Origin of the sequence: Neorhizobium descurainiae (assembly GCF_051400715.1) — a bacterium.
Taxonomy (GTDB): domain Bacteria; phylum Pseudomonadota; class Alphaproteobacteria; order Rhizobiales; family Rhizobiaceae; genus Neorhizobium.
On record NZ_JBLFFK010000004.1, the window covers coordinates 296,495 to 316,025 of the forward strand.

At 62.5% G+C, this 19,531-nt stretch carries 10 protein-coding genes and 2 pseudogenes; 5 read left to right on the top strand and 7 right to left on the bottom strand.

Annotated features, from left to right (window positions below):
- Window positions 1–58: 58 nt before the first annotated feature.
- Window positions 59–1,492: a M20 family metallopeptidase gene (locus tag ACMGE0_RS10400; RefSeq protein ID WP_436815770.1), complete on the bottom strand. Its 1,434-nt coding sequence runs from the start codon at window positions 1,490–1,492 to the stop codon at window positions 59–61.
- A gap of 508 nt (window positions 1,493–2,000) precedes the next feature.
- Here ACMGE0_RS10400 and ACMGE0_RS10405 point away from each other — a divergent pair.
- From ACMGE0_RS10405 to ACMGE0_RS10425, 5 genes are all read left to right on the top strand, one after another.
- The gene (locus ACMGE0_RS10405) at window positions 2,001–3,596 is read left to right on the top strand and encodes an ABC transporter substrate-binding protein (RefSeq protein ID WP_436815771.1); all 1,596 of its coding nucleotides are present in this window, start codon (window positions 2,001–2,003) and stop codon (window positions 3,594–3,596) included.
- A 160-nt stretch (window positions 3,597–3,756) separates the two neighbouring features.
- Window positions 3,757–4,761, top strand: coding sequence for an ABC transporter permease subunit (locus tag ACMGE0_RS10410; protein WP_436815772.1), 1,005 nt, complete (start codon window positions 3,757–3,759; stop codon window positions 4,759–4,761).
- Between the two features lie 78 nt (window positions 4,762–4,839).
- The gene (locus ACMGE0_RS10415; RefSeq protein ID WP_436815886.1) at window positions 4,840–5,706 is read left to right on the top strand and encodes an ABC transporter permease subunit; all 867 of its coding nucleotides are present in this window, start codon (window positions 4,840–4,842) and stop codon (window positions 5,704–5,706) included.
- 4 nt (window positions 5,707–5,710) lie between these two features.
- Complete coding sequence (locus ACMGE0_RS10420) at window positions 5,711–6,568, top strand: ABC transporter ATP-binding protein (protein WP_436815773.1); 858 nt, start codon at window positions 5,711–5,713, stop codon at window positions 6,566–6,568.
- On the top strand, window positions 6,565–7,419 hold the full coding sequence (locus ACMGE0_RS10425; protein WP_436815774.1) for a dipeptide ABC transporter ATP-binding protein: 855 nt from the start codon (window positions 6,565–6,567) through the stop codon (window positions 7,417–7,419). Before ACMGE0_RS10420 ends, ACMGE0_RS10425 begins: the two co-directional genes overlap by 4 nt.
- Here ACMGE0_RS10425 and pbpC read toward each other — a convergent pair whose 3' ends face one another.
- From pbpC to ACMGE0_RS10455, 6 genes and pseudogenes are all read right to left on the bottom strand, one after another.
- Entirely contained in the window at window positions 7,420–9,501 is a 2,082-nt protein-coding gene (gene pbpC, locus ACMGE0_RS10430; RefSeq protein ID WP_436815775.1) for a penicillin-binding protein 1C, read from the bottom strand. It lies immediately after the preceding gene.
- 19 nt (window positions 9,502–9,520) lie between these two features.
- Complete coding sequence (locus ACMGE0_RS10435) at window positions 9,521–14,968, bottom strand: alpha-2-macroglobulin family protein (RefSeq protein WP_436815776.1); 5,448 nt, start codon at window positions 14,966–14,968, stop codon at window positions 9,521–9,523.
- Between the two features lie 136 nt (window positions 14,969–15,104).
- Window positions 15,105–15,852 (bottom strand): annotated as a pseudogene (locus ACMGE0_RS10440) (SDR family NAD(P)-dependent oxidoreductase).
- A gap of 2 nt (window positions 15,853–15,854) precedes the next feature.
- Entirely contained in the window at window positions 15,855–16,733 is an 879-nt protein-coding gene (locus ACMGE0_RS10445) for a PCC domain-containing protein (RefSeq protein WP_436815887.1), read from the bottom strand.
- Window positions 16,728–18,359, bottom strand: a pseudogene (locus tag ACMGE0_RS10450) (acyl-CoA synthetase); the annotation flags it as partial. The pseudogene ACMGE0_RS10450 and the gene ACMGE0_RS10445, both read right to left, overlap by 6 nt.
- Window positions 18,356–19,525, bottom strand: coding sequence for an acetyl-CoA acetyltransferase (locus tag ACMGE0_RS10455; protein WP_436815777.1), 1,170 nt, complete (start codon window positions 19,523–19,525; stop codon window positions 18,356–18,358). The gene ACMGE0_RS10455 and the pseudogene ACMGE0_RS10450, both read right to left, overlap by 4 nt.
- Between the last annotated feature and the right edge of the window lie 6 nt (window positions 19,526–19,531).

Consider the following 19,531-nt stretch of genomic DNA (forward strand, 5'->3'; position numbering starts at 1 on the left):
CGCCGCTTTCGGCGCCCCTGGAGTTCAAAACAATTGACGTTTCAATCAATGTTTTTGGTTACTTGAGCGTCATCGCCGCGACGGGCGGCTCGGCACCGGACGGAATGGGGCTGGTATAGTCCTGTCCCCTGCGCCGCTTCTTGAGGTCTACCCAGGCCGCCTCGCGAAGCTGCTCGCTTTCGATCGCCGCAAGCCCGGTCGCAGCCATGGCCTTGGCGGCGGAAACCATGCCCTTGTGGGCAAGCGGGCTCTTACCTTGCGCCACGACCTGCCAGGTATGGAGCTGCGTCCCGATGGCGAGCGTCGCGCCATAAGCCTGAACGGTCGGCACGACCCAGCTCACGTCGCCCACATCCGTCGAGCCGCCCATCTGCCGCACCTCGTTGTGAGCCGGCAGGATGAAATCCGCAAGCGGAATGTCCCTTTGCTCCAGGCGCTCCTGGTTCCAGCTCGCGGCAATGTCCTCCGGCGTCAAAGTCGCGCGGATCTTCTCGGCGAAGGCGATATCGGCATCGTTGAAAGCGGGCGGCCCCATACTGTCCCAGACATCCTGCATCACATCCATCAGCGGCGTGTTGACGATGAGGTTGGAGACACCCGCAAGGATCGTGCTCTCCACTTTCGTCTCGGTCATCAGCGCCGCTCCTTCGGCAACTTTCTTCACTCGGTCGATGAGCGCAAGAAGGCCCGGTAATTCCGGTGACCGCACCACGTAGCGCACCTTGGCATGCGCCTGCACGACGTTCGGCGAAATGCCGCCCGTGTCGAGCACCGCATAATGGATACGGCAATCGGACGGCATGTGTTCGCGCATATAATTGACGCCGACATTCATCAGTTCGACGGCGTCGAGCGCACTGCGGCCAAGCTCCGGCACGGCGGATGCGTGGGAGGCGCGGCCCGTGAAGGTGAAATCGATACGGCAATTGGCGAGCGAGGTTTCCCGCTGCACGCCGGCGAAATTGCTCGGGTGCCAGCTGATCGCGATATCGACATCGTCGAACGCACCGGCGCGAACCATGAAGGCTTTAGCAGCACCTCCCTCTTCCGCCGGACAGCCGTAATAACGCACGCGGCCGGGGGTGCCGGTCTTTTCCAGCCAGTCCTTCAACGCCGTTGCCGCAAGAAGCGATGCCGATCCGAGAAGATTGTGGCCGCAGCCGTGACCGTTCGCGCCAGCGACGAGCGGCTCGTGGTGGGCAACACCTGCCTGCTGGCTGAGACCCGCCAAAGCGTCGTATTCGCCGAGGAACGCGATCACCGGGCCGCCTTCCCCCGCCTCGCCGATCAGCGCGGTCGGGATGCCGGCCACGTTCTCAGCGATCCTGAAGCCCTGAGCTTCCAGCATTTCCCGATGCGCGGCGGCCGAAAGCTTCTCCATGTAGCAGGTTTCCGGGGTCTCCCAAACGCGGCCCGCAAGCTCGGTGAAAACCTCTTTCTTGCGGTCGATGAAATCCCAAACGAGGGGGAGATTGGAATTGCCTGTCGTCATGAAACCATTGCCTCGATGCATCAATGCTGTCCGGAAGGCCCGAACCGTACTCCATTCTCGTTCGATGGCAATGCGGCAACGCAGCAAAAATCGGCAATGCGGATATGTTGCGCAATGGGAATGCGGATGTGATCAAGACGCGAATGTTAGCATCTCGACAACCGGACCATAATCGCTATGCTCCCGCGCCACGGCCCGCCGGCAAATCTCAGGAACGAGCCGAAAACAATAAGAAGTGACTAGGATTTGGCCGAATTTGTGGAAATTTTTCCAATAAATGAAGCGGGCGTGGTTCTTGATCCGCATCAAGGACAGGGGACATGCGCGACTTGAAGACCGCGACGGACCCGCCAGGAGAAATGAAAATATGAAGGGCCGGCATTATTCGGATTCGCCGGCCAGGAGGTGAATAACAAGAATATCAGGCTTGGAGCGCAGAGAACGCCCCATACTAACTGAAACAACCGGGCTAGGCGCGTTGCCGGCCAAAGGTCATTGGGAGACCGATATGAAATACAAGCTCACTCTCGCCGCAGCGCTGTTGTCGGCAACGTTCTTCGCCGGCGCGGCTAGCGCCAAAACCTTCGTTTATTGCTCCGAAGGTTCCCCGGAAGGCTTCGACCCGGGCCTCTACACCGCCGGAACGACGTTCGATGCCTCGGCACACCCGGTCTATAACCGACTGCTCGAGTTCAAGCCGGGCACGACCCAACCCGAGCCAGGCCTGGCCGAAAGCTGGGAGATTTCCGCCGACGGCACGGTCTACACCTTCAAGCTTCGCTCGAACGTGAAGTTCCAGACCACCGACTTCTTCACCCCGTCCCGCGCCCTCAATGCCGATGACGTCGTCTTCTCGATCGGTCGCCAGATCGATGCGAAGAACGCATGGAACCAGTACATCCCCGGCGCGGCCTGGGAATACGCCGCCGGCATGGGCTTTCCGGAACTGATCAAGTCGGTCGAAAAGGTCGATGACCTGACGGTGAAATTCACCCTCAACCGTCCGGAAGCACCGTTCCTCGCGAACCTCGCCATGCCCTTCGCTTCGATCGCCTCGAAGGAATATGCCGACAGCCTCGAAGCCGCCGGCAAGAAGGAACAGCTAAACCAGATGCCGGTCGGAACTGGCCCGTTCACCTTTGTCGGTTACCAGCAGGACGCCGTCATCCGCTACAAGAAGAACGCCGATTACTGGGGTCCCGCGCCGAAGATCGACGATCTCGTCTTCGCCATCACCACGGATGCCGCCGTCCGTTACCAGAAGCTGAAGGCCGGCGAATGCCACCTGATGCCGTATCCGAACGCCGCCGACGTCAAGTCCATGAAGGCCGACCCGAACCTGACCGTGCTCGAGCAGGAAGGCCTGAACGTCGCCTATCTCGCCTACAACACGACCCAAGCTCCGTTCGACAAGGTCGAAGTCCGCAAGGCGCTGAACAAGGCGATCAACAAGCCGGCGATCGTCGATGCCGTCTTCCAGGGCATGGCGACCCCGGCCAAGAACCCGATCCCGCCGACCATGTGGTCCTACAGCGAAGCCACGCAGGACGACGCCTACGACCTCGACGCCGCCAAGAAGATGCTGGCCGATGCCGGCGTCAAGGACCTCTCCATGAAGGTCTGGGCTATGCCGGTTTCGCGTCCGTACATGCTGAATGCCCGTCGTGCTGCCGAAATCATCCAGGACGATTTCGCCAAGATCGGCGTCAAGGTCGAAATCGTTTCCTACGAATGGGCCGAATACCTCGACCGCTCCAAGGCCAAGGATCGCGACGGTGCCGTCATCCTCGGCTGGACGGGCGACAACGGCGACCCAGACAACTTCCTCGATACCCTGCTCGGCTGCAACGCGGTCGGCGGCAACAATCGCGCTCAGTGGTGCGACAAGGAGTTCGACGACCTGGTGAAGAAGGCCAAGGTCACATCGGACCAGGCCGAGCGCACCAAGCTCTATGAGCAGGCGCAGACGGTGTTCAAGCGCGAAGCTCCGTGGGCAACGCTCGATCACTCCCTCTCCGTCGTTCCGATGCGCAAGGGCGTGACCGGCTTCACCCAGAGCCCGCTCGGCGACTTCACCTTCGAAGCGGTCGATATCGCCGAGTAATTGTCGGTTCACGATGTTTTTGCCGCGGGACGCGTTGCGTTTCCCGCGGCATTTTCTTATGAGACGCCGAAAAATGTGGCGGAGACGCCCTGATTGCCGTTTTCATGGCTTGACAAGGCTCTGAATCGGTCAAGAACCAAAAACCACTGAAGGTTTTAGAATGTTTGGCTTCCTTTTGCGGCGCCTCGCCGTGTTGATCCCGACTTTCATCGGGGTCTCGATCATCGCCTTTTCCTTTATCCGATTGTTGCCCGGCGACCCTGTCGCGCTGCTCTCCGGCGAGCGCGTCATGTCCCCAGAACGCCACGCGCTGATCAGCCAGCAGCTGGGCCTCGACCGGCCGCTGGTGATCCAATATCTCGATTATCTCGGCGGCGTGCTGACCGGTGACTTCGGCTCGTCCATCGTTTCCAAACAGCCGATCCTCGACCAGTTCTGGGCGCTTTTTCCGGCGACCGTCGAGCTCTCCTTCTGCGCCATCGTCATCGCGATCGTCCTCGGCATTCCGGCGGGCGTCATCGCGGCGATCAAGCGCGGCTCGATCTTCGACCAGGGGCTGATGGGCATTGCGCTCGTCGGTTATTCCATGCCGATCTTCTGGTGGGGTCTGCTGCTGATCATCCTGTTCTCCGGCATTCTGCAATGGGCGCCGGTGTCGGGCCGCATCTCGCTGATGTTCTTCTTTCCGCCGGTCACGGGCTTCATGCTGATCGACTCGCTGCTTTCCGGCCAGAAGGGCGCCTTCGCCTCCGCGCTCAGCCATCTGGCGCTGCCCTCGATCGTGCTCGCGACCATTCCGCTTGCGGTCATCGCCCGCCAGACGCGCTCCGCCATGCTCGAAGTGCTGTCGGAAGATTACGTCCGCACCGCCCGCGCCAAGGGCCTTTCTCCCTTCCGCGTCGTCGGCATCCATGCGCTGCGCAATGCGATGATCCCGGTCATCACGACGATCGGCCTGCAGATCGGCGTCATGCTCGCAGGCGCGATCCTCACCGAGACGATCTTCTCCTGGCCGGGCATCGGCAAGTGGATGGTCGATAGCGTCTTCCGCCGCGACTATCCGGTCATCCAGGGCGGTCTTCTGCTGATTGCGGGCATCATCATGCTCGTCAACCTCATCGTTGATCTGCTCTACGGCCTGATCAACCCCCGTATCCGGCACTAAGAAGGAGAAAATCCCATGGCCGATGCCATCATCGACAAAACCAGCAGCGGGACGCAGGAGCCGGTTTCCAGCTCCGCCATGCGCCGCCAGATGCTGAAAGAATTCTGGTTCTATTTCTCCGAAAACCGTGGCGCCGTCATCGGCCTCTTCGTTTTCCTTTTGCTTGTCGTCGTTGCCGTGCTGGCACCCGTCATCGCGCCGCATTCGCCCTTCGAACAGTATCGCGACGCCGTCCTGGTTCCGCCGATCTGGACCGAAGGCGGCCGCGCGGGCTACCTGCTCGGCACCGATCCGGTCGGTCGCGACATCCTCTCGCGGCTCATCTACGGCGCGCAATATTCGCTCTTCATCGGCGTATTCGTGACGACGCTGTCGCTTGTCGGCGGCATCCTCGTCGGCCTGATTGCCGGTTATTACCGCGGCTGGGTCGATACCGTCATCATGCGGCTGATGGACATCATCCTCGCCTTCCCGTCGCTGCTGCTCGCTCTCGTGCTCGTCGCGATACTCGGCCCCAGCCTGACCAACGGCATGATCGCCATCGCGCTCACCCTGCAGCCGCATTTCGTGCGCCTCACCCGCGCCGCTGTCATGGCTGAAAAGACCCGCGACTACGTGACTGCCGCGCGCCTCGCCGGCGCCGGCCCGCTGCGCCTGATGTTCCGCACCATCCTGCCGAACTGCACCGCGCCGCTGATAGTGCAGGCGACACTCTCCTTCTCGAACGCGATCCTCGATGCGGCAGCGCTCGGCTTCCTCGGCATGGGTGCCCAGCCGCCGGCGCCGGAATGGGGCACCATGCTTGCCGAAGCGCGCGAATTCATCCTGCGCGCCTGGTGGGTCGTCACCTTCCCCGGCCTTGCCATCCTCATCACCGTCCTCGCCATCAACCTGATGGGCGACGGCCTGCGCGATGCGCTCGACCCGAAACTGAAGAGGTCCTGATATCATGGCGCTTCTGCAAATAGACAACCTCACCGTCGAATTCGAAACCGCGACCGGCTGGTTCAAGGCGGTCGACGGCGTCTCGCTGTCCGTCGAAAAGGGTGAAGTGCTCGCGATCGTCGGCGAATCCGGCTCCGGAAAATCCGTCGCCATGCTCGCCGTCATGGGGCTTCTGCCCTGGACCGCGAAGATCACCGCCGACCGCATGCTCTTCGAGGGCCGCGATATCCAAGGGATTAGCCCGGCCGACCGCCGCAAGCTGATCGGCAAGGATATCGCCATGATCTTCCAGGAGCCGATCGCCAGCCTGAACCCCTGCTTCACCGTCGGCTTCCAGATCGAGGAAGTGCTGCGCATCCATCTCGGCCTCGACAGGAGAGCCCGCCGCGCTCGCGCCATCGAGCTCTTCAAGCAGGTAGGCCTGCCGAATCCGGAGGAGCGGCTGAACCATTTCCCGCATCAGATGTCGGGCGGGCAATGCCAGCGCGTGATGATCGCGATCGCGATCGCCTGCAATCCCAAGCTCCTGATCGCCGACGAGCCCACCACCGCGCTTGACGTGACGATCCAGAAACAGATCCTCGACCTCATCATGTCGCTACAGGCGAAGAACGGCATGGGCCTCATCATGATCACCCACGACATGGGCGTCGTGGCGGAGACCGCCGACCGCGTGGTCGTGCAATACAAGGGCCGCAAGATGGAGGAAGCCGATGTTCTCTCCCTCTTCGAAAGCCCGAAGAGCAATTACACGAAGGCGCTGCTGGCGGCTCTGCCGGAAAACGCCACCGGCGACCGCCTGACCACCGTTTCCGCCTTCTTCGACGGCAATCCGGAACCCGCACCGGAGGCACGCGCATGAGCGATACCCTGACCGATAAAACCATGCTCGAAGTACGTGACATCAAGCGCGATTACGAACTGCCGGCCGGTTTTTTCAAGCCGAAGAAGATCATCCATGCGGTGAAGGGCGTCTCCTTCAAGCTTGAGCGCGGCAAGACGCTGGCGATCGTCGGCGAATCCGGCTGCGGCAAGTCTACGCTCGCCCGCATGCTGACCTTCATCGACGAGCCCACGTCGGGCGATCTCTTGATCGACGGCCAAAAAGTGGATACGCGCCCCGGCCATCTGACCCAGGAAATGCGCCAGAAGGTGCAGATCGTCTTCCAGAATCCTTACGGCTCGCTCAATCCGCGCCAGAAGATCGGCGACGTGCTCGGCGAACCTCTGGCGATCAATACGAGCATGTCGGCCGGCGAGCGGCGCGACCGCGCTACCGAAATGCTGAAGAAGGTCGGCCTCGGCCCGGAGCATTACAACCGCTATCCGCACATGTTCTCCGGCGGCCAGCGCCAGCGTATCGCCATTGCCCGCGCGTTGATGCTGAACCCGAAGCTGCTGGTGCTGGACGAGCCGGTTTCGGCGCTCGACCTTTCGGTCCAAGCCCAGGTTCTGAACCTGCTCGCCGACCTGCAGGACGAATTCGGCCTCACCTACGTCTTCATCAGCCACGACTTGTCCGTGGTGCGCTATATCGCCGACGAGGTGATGGTGATGTATTTCGGCGAGGCGGTGGAATACGGCACGCGTGACGAGGTTTTCTCGGACCCCAAGCACGAATATACCCGTACGCTGTTTGCGGCGACACCACGCGCTGACATCGAATCCATCCGGGCCCGTGTCGCGAGGAAGAAGGCGGCGACCGCCGCCTGATCACTCGACGAAAATTTTGACGCTGGCGGCCCGGCCGGCGGCGTCGATCACCGTCAGTGTCGAGTAGCCGGCTCCATCAGGCGTCCACTCATTGGTGCGGCGGTGGGAAAGCTCGGCAAGCGGCCTGCCGTTGGCGAGCCAGCGGAAGGGCGCGCGCCCGCCCTGCAACTTCAGCACCAAAGGCGAAATCTCTCCCGAACGCGCGCCGAGATCGACCCGGGCTCCTTCCGGAGGATAGACGATCTGCGGTGCCGGCTCACGTGCCGAGGCAGAAATCAGCCCGCTTGCCGTCATCGAGAAACGCCGCTGGCTGATAGGCAGGTCGGATTGCGCAAGGCGCACAGCACCGGCCGGAGCCGGCGGCAGCGGCGTGATCGGCACGCCGGATTTCGAGAAGGCTTCGAAGAGGATCGGCGCCGCCGTCTGGTAGCCGGCAATGCCCGGCACCGCGCCGTTATCCGGCCGCCCGACCCAGACGCCCAGCACATACCGCCCGTCGAAACCCACTGACCAGGCGTCGCGATAGCCGTAGCTCGTGCCGGTCTTGTAGGCGATGCCGAGTCTCCGGCTGCCCTGCGGCGGCAGGACGTCCGAGAGGACATCCGCGACATTCCAGACCGCCTGTGGCTCCAGCAACGGCTCGCCTTCGATCAAACCCGGCTGATCCTCGATGCCATTGCCGAGCCTCACCGGTTCACCACGGTTGGCGAGTGCCGCATAGGCCTGCACCAGATCCTTGAGCGTGATGCCGACACCGCCGAGACCGATCGCCAAGCCCGGAGCTTCGTTGGGGGGCAAGACCGGCCGCACCTCGGCCCGCCGGAAGCGGATCATCAGCCGCGACGGCCCGACCGCATCAAGCAGCCGTACGGCCGGCACGTTGAGCGACAATTGCAATGCCTGCCTCACGCTGACATCGCCCTGATAGCTCATGTCGAAATTCTTCGGGCGATAGCCGAAGAAATCCGCCGGCCGGTCTTCGATGATCGTTTCCTGTGACACCAGGCCTTGTTCGAAGGCAAGCCCATAGATGAAGGGCTTCAAGGTCGAACCCGGCGAACGATAGACGCGCGTCATGTCGATCCAGCCGGAGCGGCCGGCATCGAAATAATCGGCCGATCCCACTTCGCCGACGATCGCGCCGGTCGTGACATCCGCCATCACCATGGCGAGTGACACTTTGGGCGCGAGTTTTGTCACCGCCTCCCGGGCGACCTGTTCCAATCCCTGCTGAATGCTGCGCTTGAGCGTCGTCCTGTATTCTTCGGCCTTCGGCTGCTTGCGGATCGCGGCTTCCGCCAGATGCGCCGCATAGGCGGGCAATTGCAGACGACGGGTGGGAACGGAATCACCTGCCGCGCGTTCCGCCTCGCCGCCTCCCAACACGTCCGCCACGGCGGAGCGCACGAGCACACGTTCGCGCGCCATCTTGGCCGCTTCGATATGCCGATCCGGCCGCCGGCTTTCCGGCGACTGCGGCAGGGCGACGAGAAGCGCAGCCTCCGCCACCGTCAGCCGACGCGGTTCCTTGCCGAAATAGGCAAGGCTTGCCGCGCGCACCCCTTCCAGATTGCCGCCATAGGGAGCGTGGGTCAGGTAAAGCTGGAGGATTTCCTGTTTGCCGAGCCGTTGTTCGATCTGGATGGCGCGGGCAAGCTGCAGCAGCTTGGCGGAAATTGAACGGGTCTCGCGCGGTTCGATCAGCCGCGCCACCTGCATGGAGAGCGTAGAGGCGCCGGAGACGATGCGGCCATTGGTGACGAGTTGCAACACCGCACGGCCGAGCGCCAGTGGATCGACACCACCATGGTCCCAGAAGCGCCGGTCCTCATAAGCGACCAACATCTTCAGGAAGCGCGGATCGACATCCTCCACCGCGGTCTTCAGCCGCCAGCGGCCTTCAGGCGTTGCAAAGGCGCGCAACAGCTCGCCATCCGCATCCAGCACTTCCGGCGAAACGACCTGCGCCCTTTCGAGCGGCGGCGGAAAGGCCTTGTCGGCCGCATCGAGACCGATGACCAACGCCGCCGTAAGGACGAGGCCGCCGCCGAGACCGATCGAGAGTTTCCACCTGCGCTTCATCGAAGTCCGCGACCGCCGCTTATTGTGCGGCGACCACCTCCATCTTGCCCGTCGCCGTACGCGCCGAGAATTGCGGACGGTACATGTCCTCCACCTGTGCGGCCGGATGATCGTAGACGCCCGGCGTCACGGCGCGAACGACATAGGCCAGCGTGATCTGGCGATTGTCGCCGGCGCTGCGGTCGAAAGCCGCGACGAAACGGTCGTTGCGGAACTCCGTATGCGCCGCCTGCACTTCCTCTATCCAGTCGAAATTGGAAAGATTGGCGCTGTTGACGATGCTGGGATTGTCGATCTCGAAACCGGCCGGCAGCAGGTCGGTGACGACGATACGCGACGGCCATTCATTGGTCTCGGTGATGTTCAGCACCACGACATAGCGTTCGTTCTGTTGTGCCTCGCTGACATTCACCTCTTCGCCGGCCATATTGTAGTAGGTGCGGGTGATCTCGAAACCGTCGCCCCCGGCCGGCAAAGGCTGGGCAGGCGCAGCGACCGTGGTGATCGCCGCGGACAAAGGATCCCCGCTATCGTTGCGGATGGTCACCGGATGGTCGATCAGCGCGTCACCCGTCATCTGCGCCATCAGCGTGCCGCGATGTTCGGCGCCGTTGACTTCGAGCCGCAGGTTATTGTCGCCGTTCTGCAGCGCGCGGGCGGCAAGCAGCATCCAGGTCTGCTCCTGGGTGCTGGTATATTTCTTGGCGCCCCATTCCTTGGCGACGATATCCGCCAAGGCCGGAACGATCGGCGGCACCGGCCGGCTTTCGGCCGCGAGCGCCAGAACCGCAGCACCGTCGCGCAAGGAGGAGCCGTAGTCCGAACGAACCAGACTGACCTTATGGATCTGCGCATCCTCCGACATCCGCAAGGAATCTGCGAAGATGCTCCGCGACCGCTGGGCGTCGCCATAGAGCGAGAGCGCCGCGGCGATATGAGCCTTGGCGAGCGGGGTCGGAAAGTCGTTCAGCGCCGTGTCCGCATAGTAACGCAGATCGCTGATCGCGGCCTTGCGGTTGCGGGCGAGCACGTAGAGCGCATAGGCAATCTCGTTGCCCTGATCCTTGACGTTGTTGGTGTAGCTCAAGGAATTCTGCAGGCTTTCGAGCGCCTGCACCAGCGCCTGTTCCGGCACATCGTATCCCTGCTCGCGGGCACGGGAAAGGAAGTCCGTCACATAGGAATCAAGCCACAGGTCGCCGCCGCCCGGTGCCCAGAGGCCGAAACTGCCGGCAGAAGACTGGTAAGAAAGCACGCGATGGATCGCATCCTGCACCCGCTTCTTGACCTCGGCATCGTCCGCCAATCCGTTCTGAACCGCCATCTCACTGAGATAGAGAAGGGGCAAAGCGCGGCTCGTCGTCTGTTCGGCACAGCCATAGGGGTAGCGGCTGAGGCTCATCAGCAGCGCCGGAATGTCAAAGGCGTTGGACCGGCTGACATTCACGCTGACGGACGCGCCCGGCAGGATGCTGTCGGCGAGCAGGTTGGAATCGACCGTCAAGCTCGCGCCCGGACGAAGCTCGACAAGCCGGCGCTCGGTGACCGGCATCGCCGGCGGCCGCACCGGAATGTTGAGCACCTGCTCCAACGAGAGGCCGGATGCATTCGAAAGGCGGACCGACACAGTCCCGTCGCCGGGTTCGACACCGGATATCGGCAGGGTGATATTCGCCTTGCCGCCAGCCGCGAGATTGACCGTCTCTGAACCGCTCTGCTCCACGGAAACTGCGTCGCTGGTGGTGACGGCAAGCTGATAGTCACCTGCCGGCGCATCCGTGTTAGCGATATCGAGGCGCAGATTGCTCCGGTCGCCAGGCGCCAGGAAACGCGGCAGACTTGCGGTGACGACAATCGGATCGCGGATCACCACGTCCTTGACGCCATGCCCGACGCCCGTCCTGGACCAGGCGACCGCCATGACACGCGCCGTGCCGTTGAATTGCGGGATATCGAACGAGACATTCGCCTTGCCCTCCGCATCGAGCTTCACCACACCTGAGAAAAAGGCGACGAGCTTTTCCTTCGGCGGACTGCCCTGCAACGCCACGCTGCCGCCGTCACCGCCGGTGCGCAACCGGCCGGTCGCACCGAGCGAACCGTCGATCAGCCGGCCGTAGAGATCCCGGATTTCGAGACCCAGGCGGCGCTGGCCGAAATACCAGTCGTCCGGCGCCGGAGGTTCGTAACGGGTCAGATTGAGGATGCCGACATCCACCGCAGCAACCGTGACATAGGCGTCCTCGTTGGCACCCGCTCCCGCAACCTGCAAGGAAATATCGAGCGGCTGGCGGGGCAGGGTCTTTTCCGGCGCATCGATCGAGACCTGCAGATCGCGGCTTTCCGGATCGACCTTCAGCCAGGTAATGCCGATAGCGCGCATCGGCATGCGGCTTTCCTGGGCCTCGCCGGGACGGTAAAGCGTTGCGGTGACGTAAGAACCTGCGCCCCAATCGGCCGTGACGGGAATCTCCACCTCGCCGCCATTCGCGCCGATGCCGGCGTTCTGCACTGATATCAGGTCCTCGGAACCAGAGGTGACCATCAGTTCACCGGCGTAACGCGACGAAACCTTCAGCTTGGCGGTTTCGCCGACCTTGTAGCTCGATTTGTCGAGCGCGATCTCAAGCGCATCCGGTGTCTCGGTCGAGGTCGCCGTTACGAACCAGCCGGCATCGAATTCCACACTGGATGCTGGGCCACCGACGTCAGCGGTCTCGATTTCGAGACGGTAACGGCCCCAGTTGACCGGCACGGAAATCTTTCCACCGTCGGCCGTCACATTGACGGTACCGTCCGAGACCTGGCTGGTACGGGTTACCGGCTCGAAACGCCAGGAGGAACCATCGCGATACCACTGGTAATCGCGCTCGATCTTGATCAGCTTCCAAGGCAGGCCTTGCATCGTCTGTTTCCGGCCATCCGGATCGACGACGATGACGGTGAAGTTGCCGACCGAATTCTCGGCGAGATCACCTGTAAATTCCGGCTTGATGCCGATGCGGGCGCCGTCCGGTTTGACCGACAGGGTGAGCGAGCGCTCGACCGCGCGGCCGCCTGCCTCCTGCATGCGCACGACGATATCGGCATTGACGAGCTGGGTCGTCGACGGCACGTCGCTGACATCCGCATCGAAAGTCGCCTTGCCTTCATCATCAGTCGGCTCCAGCGCATCGAGCGGGATGCGTACGGCTTCCGTCTCCTCCTCGTCGGCCAGGCCGAACTGGTAACCGGGGAAAGCGGCATTCTCGCGTGTCGGCTTCAGCGCGATCTCGCCTTCGAGATTGAGACCGGCGGCGGGTGCGCCGTAGAGGAAGCGGCCGTCTATGTTGACCGGGACAGGCTGGCCGGCCTCGATCTGCTTCGCCTCGCTCGTCATGTCGAATTCGATGCGATCCGGCACGAAATCATCAACGAGGAAGGTTTTCTCGCCGATCGCCGACCCTTTAGGATCGGTGAAGATCTGCATGGTCCAGGTGCCGCGCATGGAGGTATCGAGCAGCGGCAGATCGAGCGCATAACCACCGAGAGAACCATTCTCGACCATGCGCCGGTCCTCGATACCATCCGGCCGCAGGAAGACGAAGGTGAGCGGCAGGTTTTCGATCGCCGTCGCATCGACATTACGGGCGAGCGCGCTCGCATGCACCGTTTCACCCGGGCGATAGATGCCGCGCTCCGTCCAGGGCAGGATGTCGATCGCACCCGGCGCCGGACGGCCGGTCACTCCGCGATCAGACAAATCAAAGCCGGCGCGGGTCATGTCGAGAAAGACATAATCCTGCCCGCTGTTCTGAGCCGTCAATACGGCCGGCACCATGGCCGCCGTGCCGCGCATCAGCCCGGCGGTGAAGACGACGCGGCCATCCGCATCGGTCTTTGCCGTGCCGAGAATTTCGTTGTTCTTGGCGAGAAGCTGCAGATCGACGCCGGCGATCGGTTTGGCGGAGCCGAGCGAACGGGCAAAGACATGTAGCCCGTTCGTGCCGGCATAGGTGGTAAGCCCGATGTCCGAAACGACGAACCACTGCGTCGCCTTGCTGTCCCATTCCTGGGTGACGGCATTCGAAGCCACGGCAGTGAGCATATAGACGCCCGGCTTGCGGGTCGGCAGCGCCTCATCGACCGGGAAGCTCGTCACCACGTCCTTGTTGAGCTCCTGGCCGATATCGATCGTCCCCTGCCAGACGAGTTCGCCGCTCTGCTGCTCGATCTGGCTGGCATTGTAGCCGTCCATCTGGGTGAGGAACTGCGAATTGGCGAGCAGCGAAGCGATGTTGCGGTCACCGACACGGTAGAGCTTCAGGTCGGCCTTTTCCGTGTTGACGGAAACGATCGGAATGCCGCGGCGGGCGGTCGAGGGCAGCACAAAACTGTCGCCGGTAAACCGCACCGTCGGCGAACGGTCCTTGACGTAGATGTCGATATCGACCTGGGCGACCAGCGGCTCGTCGACGGAGGAGGGTAGACCACGGCGAAGCGAAAGCTTGTAGCGCTGGCCATGGGTGAGGCCTTCGACGCAAATCTGGTTATCTTTGGCTTCCATCGCCTTCGGAGCCTGGCCATCGAGCACGACGAAGGGCGCATAATCGACGCCCGCTTTCACCAGCGGTTCGGAGAATTGCACACAGGTGCGCGGATTGGCGCTGTCGGCATCGACCGTGTTGCCCGTCACGCGAAAGCCCTGACGTTCGCGCAAATCGTTATAAGCGGCCTGAACCGTTCGGGCACTCGCCAGTGCGAGGCTTGCCTTGTAGGCATTCAACGCGGCGCGGTAATTCTCCTGCTTGGCAAGCGCCGCAGCCATAACCGCAAGCGCATCGGCGCGGCTCTGGGTCGTGCGGGAAAGCTGGTAGCCGTTGATTGCGGCAAGCGTCCCCTCGGAGGCGGCACTGCTGTTATCGTTCGCCGTACCGGCAGCGCGCGAAAGCTCGATCCAGAGTGCGCCATCGTCCGGCGTGATCGAAAGCGCGCCTTTGAAATTGTAGATCGCCGTATCGACATTGCCGGCGAGCAGCTCTCTCTGGGCAATGGTCTTCAGGTTTTCGACGCCATAACCCTGCTGATTGTCTCCGAGCGTCAGCCCGTCCTTCTGCTCGCGCGCCTGCTGCAACAGGTCCTCGGAGAGGAAAGTCAGTTTCGGCGGAGCGCCGATGTCCGGCTCGACTGCCACCTCGACGATCTTGCCGGCAACCGCGCCCTGGAACGTGTTGAGCTGGCCGTAATCCGATTTCAGGAAGCACCATTTGGCTTTGGTATTGTAGGTGAAGGCCCTGCAGGCGTTGTCTCCGATGCAGGCCGCCTCGCACTGTTCCTGGCTGACATTTTTCACAGTCCGGAGATCGAAGCCTAGATAATCGCCATCCTGCGTGGTCTCGACACGACGTTCAGCCGCCGCCAAGGGCGAGGCCAGAGCGAATGCGGAAATGAGAAGAGCGGAAAGGCCGAAAAACGCGCGCCTAGACATGGACGTCCCCCCGTGGCTGCCATCGGATAAAAGCAGTTTTTAATGTACGCAAAGGCTTGTCAACGAAAACCCGGCATGCGGCACTGGCGATTTTCATGAAGATAGTGTCACAAAGCCCGCTCTGTGCCGGATTGGTTCAAGCCATGAGCCCTGCTGCCGTGAAGCCTCCGTCGACGGCAAGGATCTGCCCGGTCACATAGGACGACTGACGGCCGTCGATCAGGAATGCGATGGCCGACGCGATCTCCTCCGGCTGGCCATAGCGCCGCATCGGCACGGTACGATGCCATTCCTCCCGCGTCACGGCGGTGTGGGCTTCCCGCACCATCGGCGTCTCGATCGGCCCCGGCGCAATGGCGTTGACGCGGATCAGGTCATCGGCAAGCTCTACCGCCATGATCTTGGTGAGCGTGATCAGCGCGCCTTTCGAGGCACCATAGGCGGAGCGGCCGAGATTGCCTTTGATGCCGGAAACGGAGACAATATTGACGATCGAACCGCCGCCGTTTTCGCGAAGGATCGGCGCAAGCGCCTGAGACAGCGAGAAGGCGCCGACGACATTCACTTCATAGATCCGTCGCAGCATATCGGCCGTCGTATCCGCAAACCGGACGTTGGCCGCGATACCGGCACTGTTGACCAGCGCCGCCAGCGGAGCCGCCAGCATCCGGCACTGATCGGCAACGCGCCACTGCTGCCTCATCCGTCACGTCGAGCATCACGGGCGTAAGCAGCGCGCTGCGGTTTCCGAGCTTCCCGTCGAGGCGCGCCAGCGCATCGGTGTCGCGATCGGCAGCAACCACGTGCCAGCCTCCCTCGATCAGAAGCTCCGTCGTCGAAAGGCCGATCCCCGATCCCGCACCTGTGACGACGACGCTCCGCATGTTCAGCTCTCCCTGTTTTCGACGATGACCAGTTCGAAGGTGACGCCGACGGGGTTGTCACCCCGGGCAAGCCTGCCGTGATAGAGGACACCGTCGGTATCGACGACCGCCGCATCCAGTGAAACGCACAGGCCCTCGGGCGTCTTCTCCAGAACGCCGTTTTCGATGGCGATTTCGGTTGCCAGGCAAACGACGCGGCGTCCGTCTTCGAACACGGGCTCATTGATGCTGCCGATGCCGTAGACCCTGGCGCTGTCGATACCGTGCGTTCGGCAGACCTCCTCGACAGCTGTTGCGACGTCTTCGTTCGGCCGCACCCGCAGCAGGACGCCATTGCCCTTTCCGTCCCCACCCCTGACGGAAAAGAGGGTGAAATTCGTTTCGGGATCGGGAATGGAGTCGAAAGTGGCCATTACGCTGCCATAGCCTTTGACCGCAACCGGTTGGCTCACCACGCTGTCGAAGGGCAGAACATGGCCCATCCGGAGGGCACTTTCGCCCGTGTCCCAGATGCCGTGGCAATGCAGGAACGGCGTGCCGTCGCGTTCGCCGAAGATGGCGGTGGCCGTCTGAAACCTGCCGCCCGCTGCCGGCGCGAAGGTCGCGCTGTACCAGGCGGCATGCGCGGCATCCGGCGAAAAGGCCGGGAGCACATAGCGGAACGGATCGCAGGCACCGCCCTCGATGGTGACGAAACCGCCCTTGCAGCGGGCTTCCGCGAAGACGCGGGCAATGCCGTCCAGAAAAACCTCTCCCGGCCGAAGCACGCCTTCAACCGGTTTCAGTTCGGTCCCCACCGCTTCGCGCCGCACCGGCGCCGGAGGACCCGGGTGCTCCAGCCGGCGAAGTGCCTGCCTGTCATTAGCCGGCTTCCGATCCATCTCGCCCCGCGCCAATAGCTCTTCGCGGATCATCTTCTTGGTGATCTTGCCATAAGCGGATTTCGGCAGCGCATCCCAGAAGATGAAACGCTTCGGCATCTTGTAGCGGGACATCTTGCCGTCGACGAAGGCAAACATCTCCTTCTCGGTGACGTGGGCGCCCGGTTTGGCAACGCAGACTGCATAACCCACCTCGCCCCAAAGCGGATCCGGCACGCCGAGAACCGCCGCTTCGCTGATATCGGGATGGGTGAGCAGCTTCTCCTCGATCTCACGCGGATAGACGTTCGAGCCGCCGGAAATATACATGTCGGAAGCGCGGCCGGTGATGTAGAGGAAGCCTTGGTCGTCCATGTGGCCAAGGTCGCCGGTGCGGAACCAGCCGTTGCGGAACGCTTTCGCATTGGCCTCGGGATTGTCGTAATAGCCCGCAAAAACCGCCGGACCGATGCAGCAGATCTCGCCGGTCTCGTACGGCTCCAACTCCCCGCCCGCATCATTCTGGATGGAAACCTGCATGCCGGTGCGCTCGATCCCGCAGGTGCCGATCTTCACATCCTCACCGTCCTCGGCCGAATGCAGCGCCGGCGGCAGCACGGTGATCGCGCCCGTCACCTCGCCGAGCCCGAAATACTGGACGATGACCGGACCGAGCGTTTTCATGGCCCGCTTCTGGTCCTCCCGATACATGGGCGCGCCGGCATAGATGACATAGCGCAGCGAAGAATGATCGTATTTTTCCGCCGCCGGATGCTCGACCAGCAGCTTCAGGATGGTCGGCACCGTGAACATGGTCGAGACGCGCCACGTCTCGACCAGCGCCCAGGCGGTCTCGATGTCGAATTTCTCCGTCGGCAACAGGATTGTCTTCACCCCATGCGCGACTTGCGTGAGCTGGTGGACGCCGGCTCCATGCGACAGCGGCGCCACGACCAGCGCCGCATCCGCCGACGTCACGCCCGGCATCAGGTCGCAGAGATGATTGTTGACGACGAAGGCCATCTGGCCGTGGGTCAACACCGCCGCCTTCGGCCGCCCGGTCGTGCCGGAGGTGAAGAAGAACCAGCATGGATCGTCACGTTCGACACGCGCCTCGGTGGGCTTCGTGCCGTGGAACTTCTCCACGATAGCATCGTAGGAAGGTCCGAAGTCGGCATCGCCGATGGCGATGGCAAAACCGATTTCCGCGTTGCTCTCGCGCACGACGCGGGCATGATCCGGGAAGGCCGCATTGCAGATCATGCCGGTCGCGCCGCTCGCCTTCGCGAGATAGGCGACTTCCTCCGGCGTCTGCCGGAAATTGGTCGGCACCCAGACCGCACCGATCCGGAAGCAGGCGAACATGGATTCGAACATCTGGTTGCAGTTCTGCGACTGGACGAGGATGCGGTCGCCTTTCACTACCCCGAAACGCCGTTGCAGCGCCGCCGCCATAGCATCGATGCGCACTTCGAACGCCTCCCAGGTCCAGATCTTGTCCGCCCACACGAGCGCGATACCCTGAGGTTCGCGGCGCATCGCCTGCGTCACGAAACGAGCGAGGTTCATCACCCGCGTCGAGCAAGGCGAAAGCCCGCCTTTCGGATCGGCCTGGCCTCCAACAGCAACCGAGTTGGCCACATTCATTTCGTCCGCTCCAGAATGGAGACGTAGTTGGCGACGGCAGCGCCACCCATGTTGAAGACACCGGCAAGCTTCGCATTCGGCACTTGCATCTCGCCCGCTTCGCCGCAGAGCTGCATCGCCGTCATGACATGCATGGAAACGCCGGTCGCGCCGATCGGATGACCTTTGGACTTGAGGCCTCCGGACGGGTTCACGGGCATGCGCCCGTCCTTTCGTGTGATGCCTTCACGAATGACGCGGTAGCCTTCGCCGGGCCTCGCAAGTCCCATGGCCTCGTATTCGATGAGTTCGGCTATAGTGAAGCAGTCATGCGTTTCGACGAAACTCAGATCGTCCAACGAGACACCGGCTTCGCCGAGCGATTTCTGCCAGGCGAGCCGCGCCCCTTCGAAAGCGATCGGATCGCGCCGCGACATGGCGAGGACGTCGTTGACGTGGTTGCGCGCCTTGAAGGCCACGGCGCGCTTCATGCCCGCGGCCACTTCTGGAGAAGCGATCACCAAGGCGGCAGCGCCATCCGAGACAAGCGAGCAGTCGGTGCGCCGGAGCGGCGCGGCGACATAAGGATTCTTGTCGGAAACCGTGTTGCAGAAGTCGAAGCCGAAATCCTTCTGCATATGGGCATAGGGGTTTTTCATGCCATTGGAATGGTTCTTGGCGGCGATCATCGCCAGTTCTTCCGAACGATCGCCGTAACGCTGGAAGTAGTGGCTGGCGATACGGCCGAAGAGCCCTGCGAAACCACCTTCTACATCCGCTTCTTCTTCGCGGTAGGAAGCGGAAAGCAGGATATCGCCGGTCTCCTTCGTCGGCAGCGCCGTCATTTTTTCGGCCCCGACGACCAGCGCGATCTTGCCGCGGCCCGACGCGATGAAATCGAGCGCCGAATAGAGCGCAGCCGAGCCCGTCGCGCAGGCATTTTCCAAGCGCACCGCCGGCACGTGATCGAACCCGTCGGCCGCCATCGCCACAAGCGCGCCCTGGAAATCCTGCTTGGAAAAGCCGTTATTGAAGACGCCGACGAAAATGCCGTCGACATCCTTCGCCGTGATCCCTGCATGCTCGAGGGCCGGATTGATCACCTCGGCCATCAGTTCCTGGGTCGAACCCGCTTCGGACTTGCCGAATTTCGAATGGGCCCAACCGACGATCTCTGCTCCTGCCATGATCTT

Bases quoted from the DNA above. Each gene is read 5' to 3' on its own strand.
- ACMGE0_RS10435 (WP_436815776.1), bottom strand. From the start codon at position 14,968: ATGTCTAGGCGCGCGTTTTTCGGCCTTTCCGCTCTTCTCATTTCCGCA.
- ACMGE0_RS10415 (WP_436815886.1), top strand. From the start codon at position 4,840: ATGCGCCGCCAGATGCTGAAAGAATTCTGGTTCTATTTCTCCGAAAAC.
- ACMGE0_RS10400 (WP_436815770.1), bottom strand. From the start codon at position 1,492: ATGACGACAGGCAATTCCAATCTCCCCCTCGTTTGGGATTTCATCGAC.
- ACMGE0_RS10420 (WP_436815773.1), top strand. From the start codon at position 5,711: ATGGCGCTTCTGCAAATAGACAACCTCACCGTCGAATTCGAAACCGCG.
- ACMGE0_RS10410 (WP_436815772.1), top strand. From the start codon at position 3,757: ATGTTTGGCTTCCTTTTGCGGCGCCTCGCCGTGTTGATCCCGACTTTC.
- ACMGE0_RS10405 (WP_436815771.1), top strand. From the start codon at position 2,001: ATGAAATACAAGCTCACTCTCGCCGCAGCGCTGTTGTCGGCAACGTTC.
- ACMGE0_RS10455 (WP_436815777.1), bottom strand. From the start codon at position 19,525: ATGGCAGGAGCAGAGATCGTCGGTTGGGCCCATTCGAAATTCGGCAAG.
- pbpC (WP_436815775.1), bottom strand. From the start codon at position 9,501: ATGAAGCGCAGGTGGAAACTCTCGATCGGTCTCGGCGGCGGCCTCGTC.
- ACMGE0_RS10445 (WP_436815887.1), bottom strand. From the start codon at position 16,733: ATGGATCGGAAGCCGGCTAATGACAGGCAGGCACTTCGCCGGCTGGAG.
- ACMGE0_RS10425 (WP_436815774.1), top strand. From the start codon at position 6,565: ATGAGCGATACCCTGACCGATAAAACCATGCTCGAAGTACGTGACATC.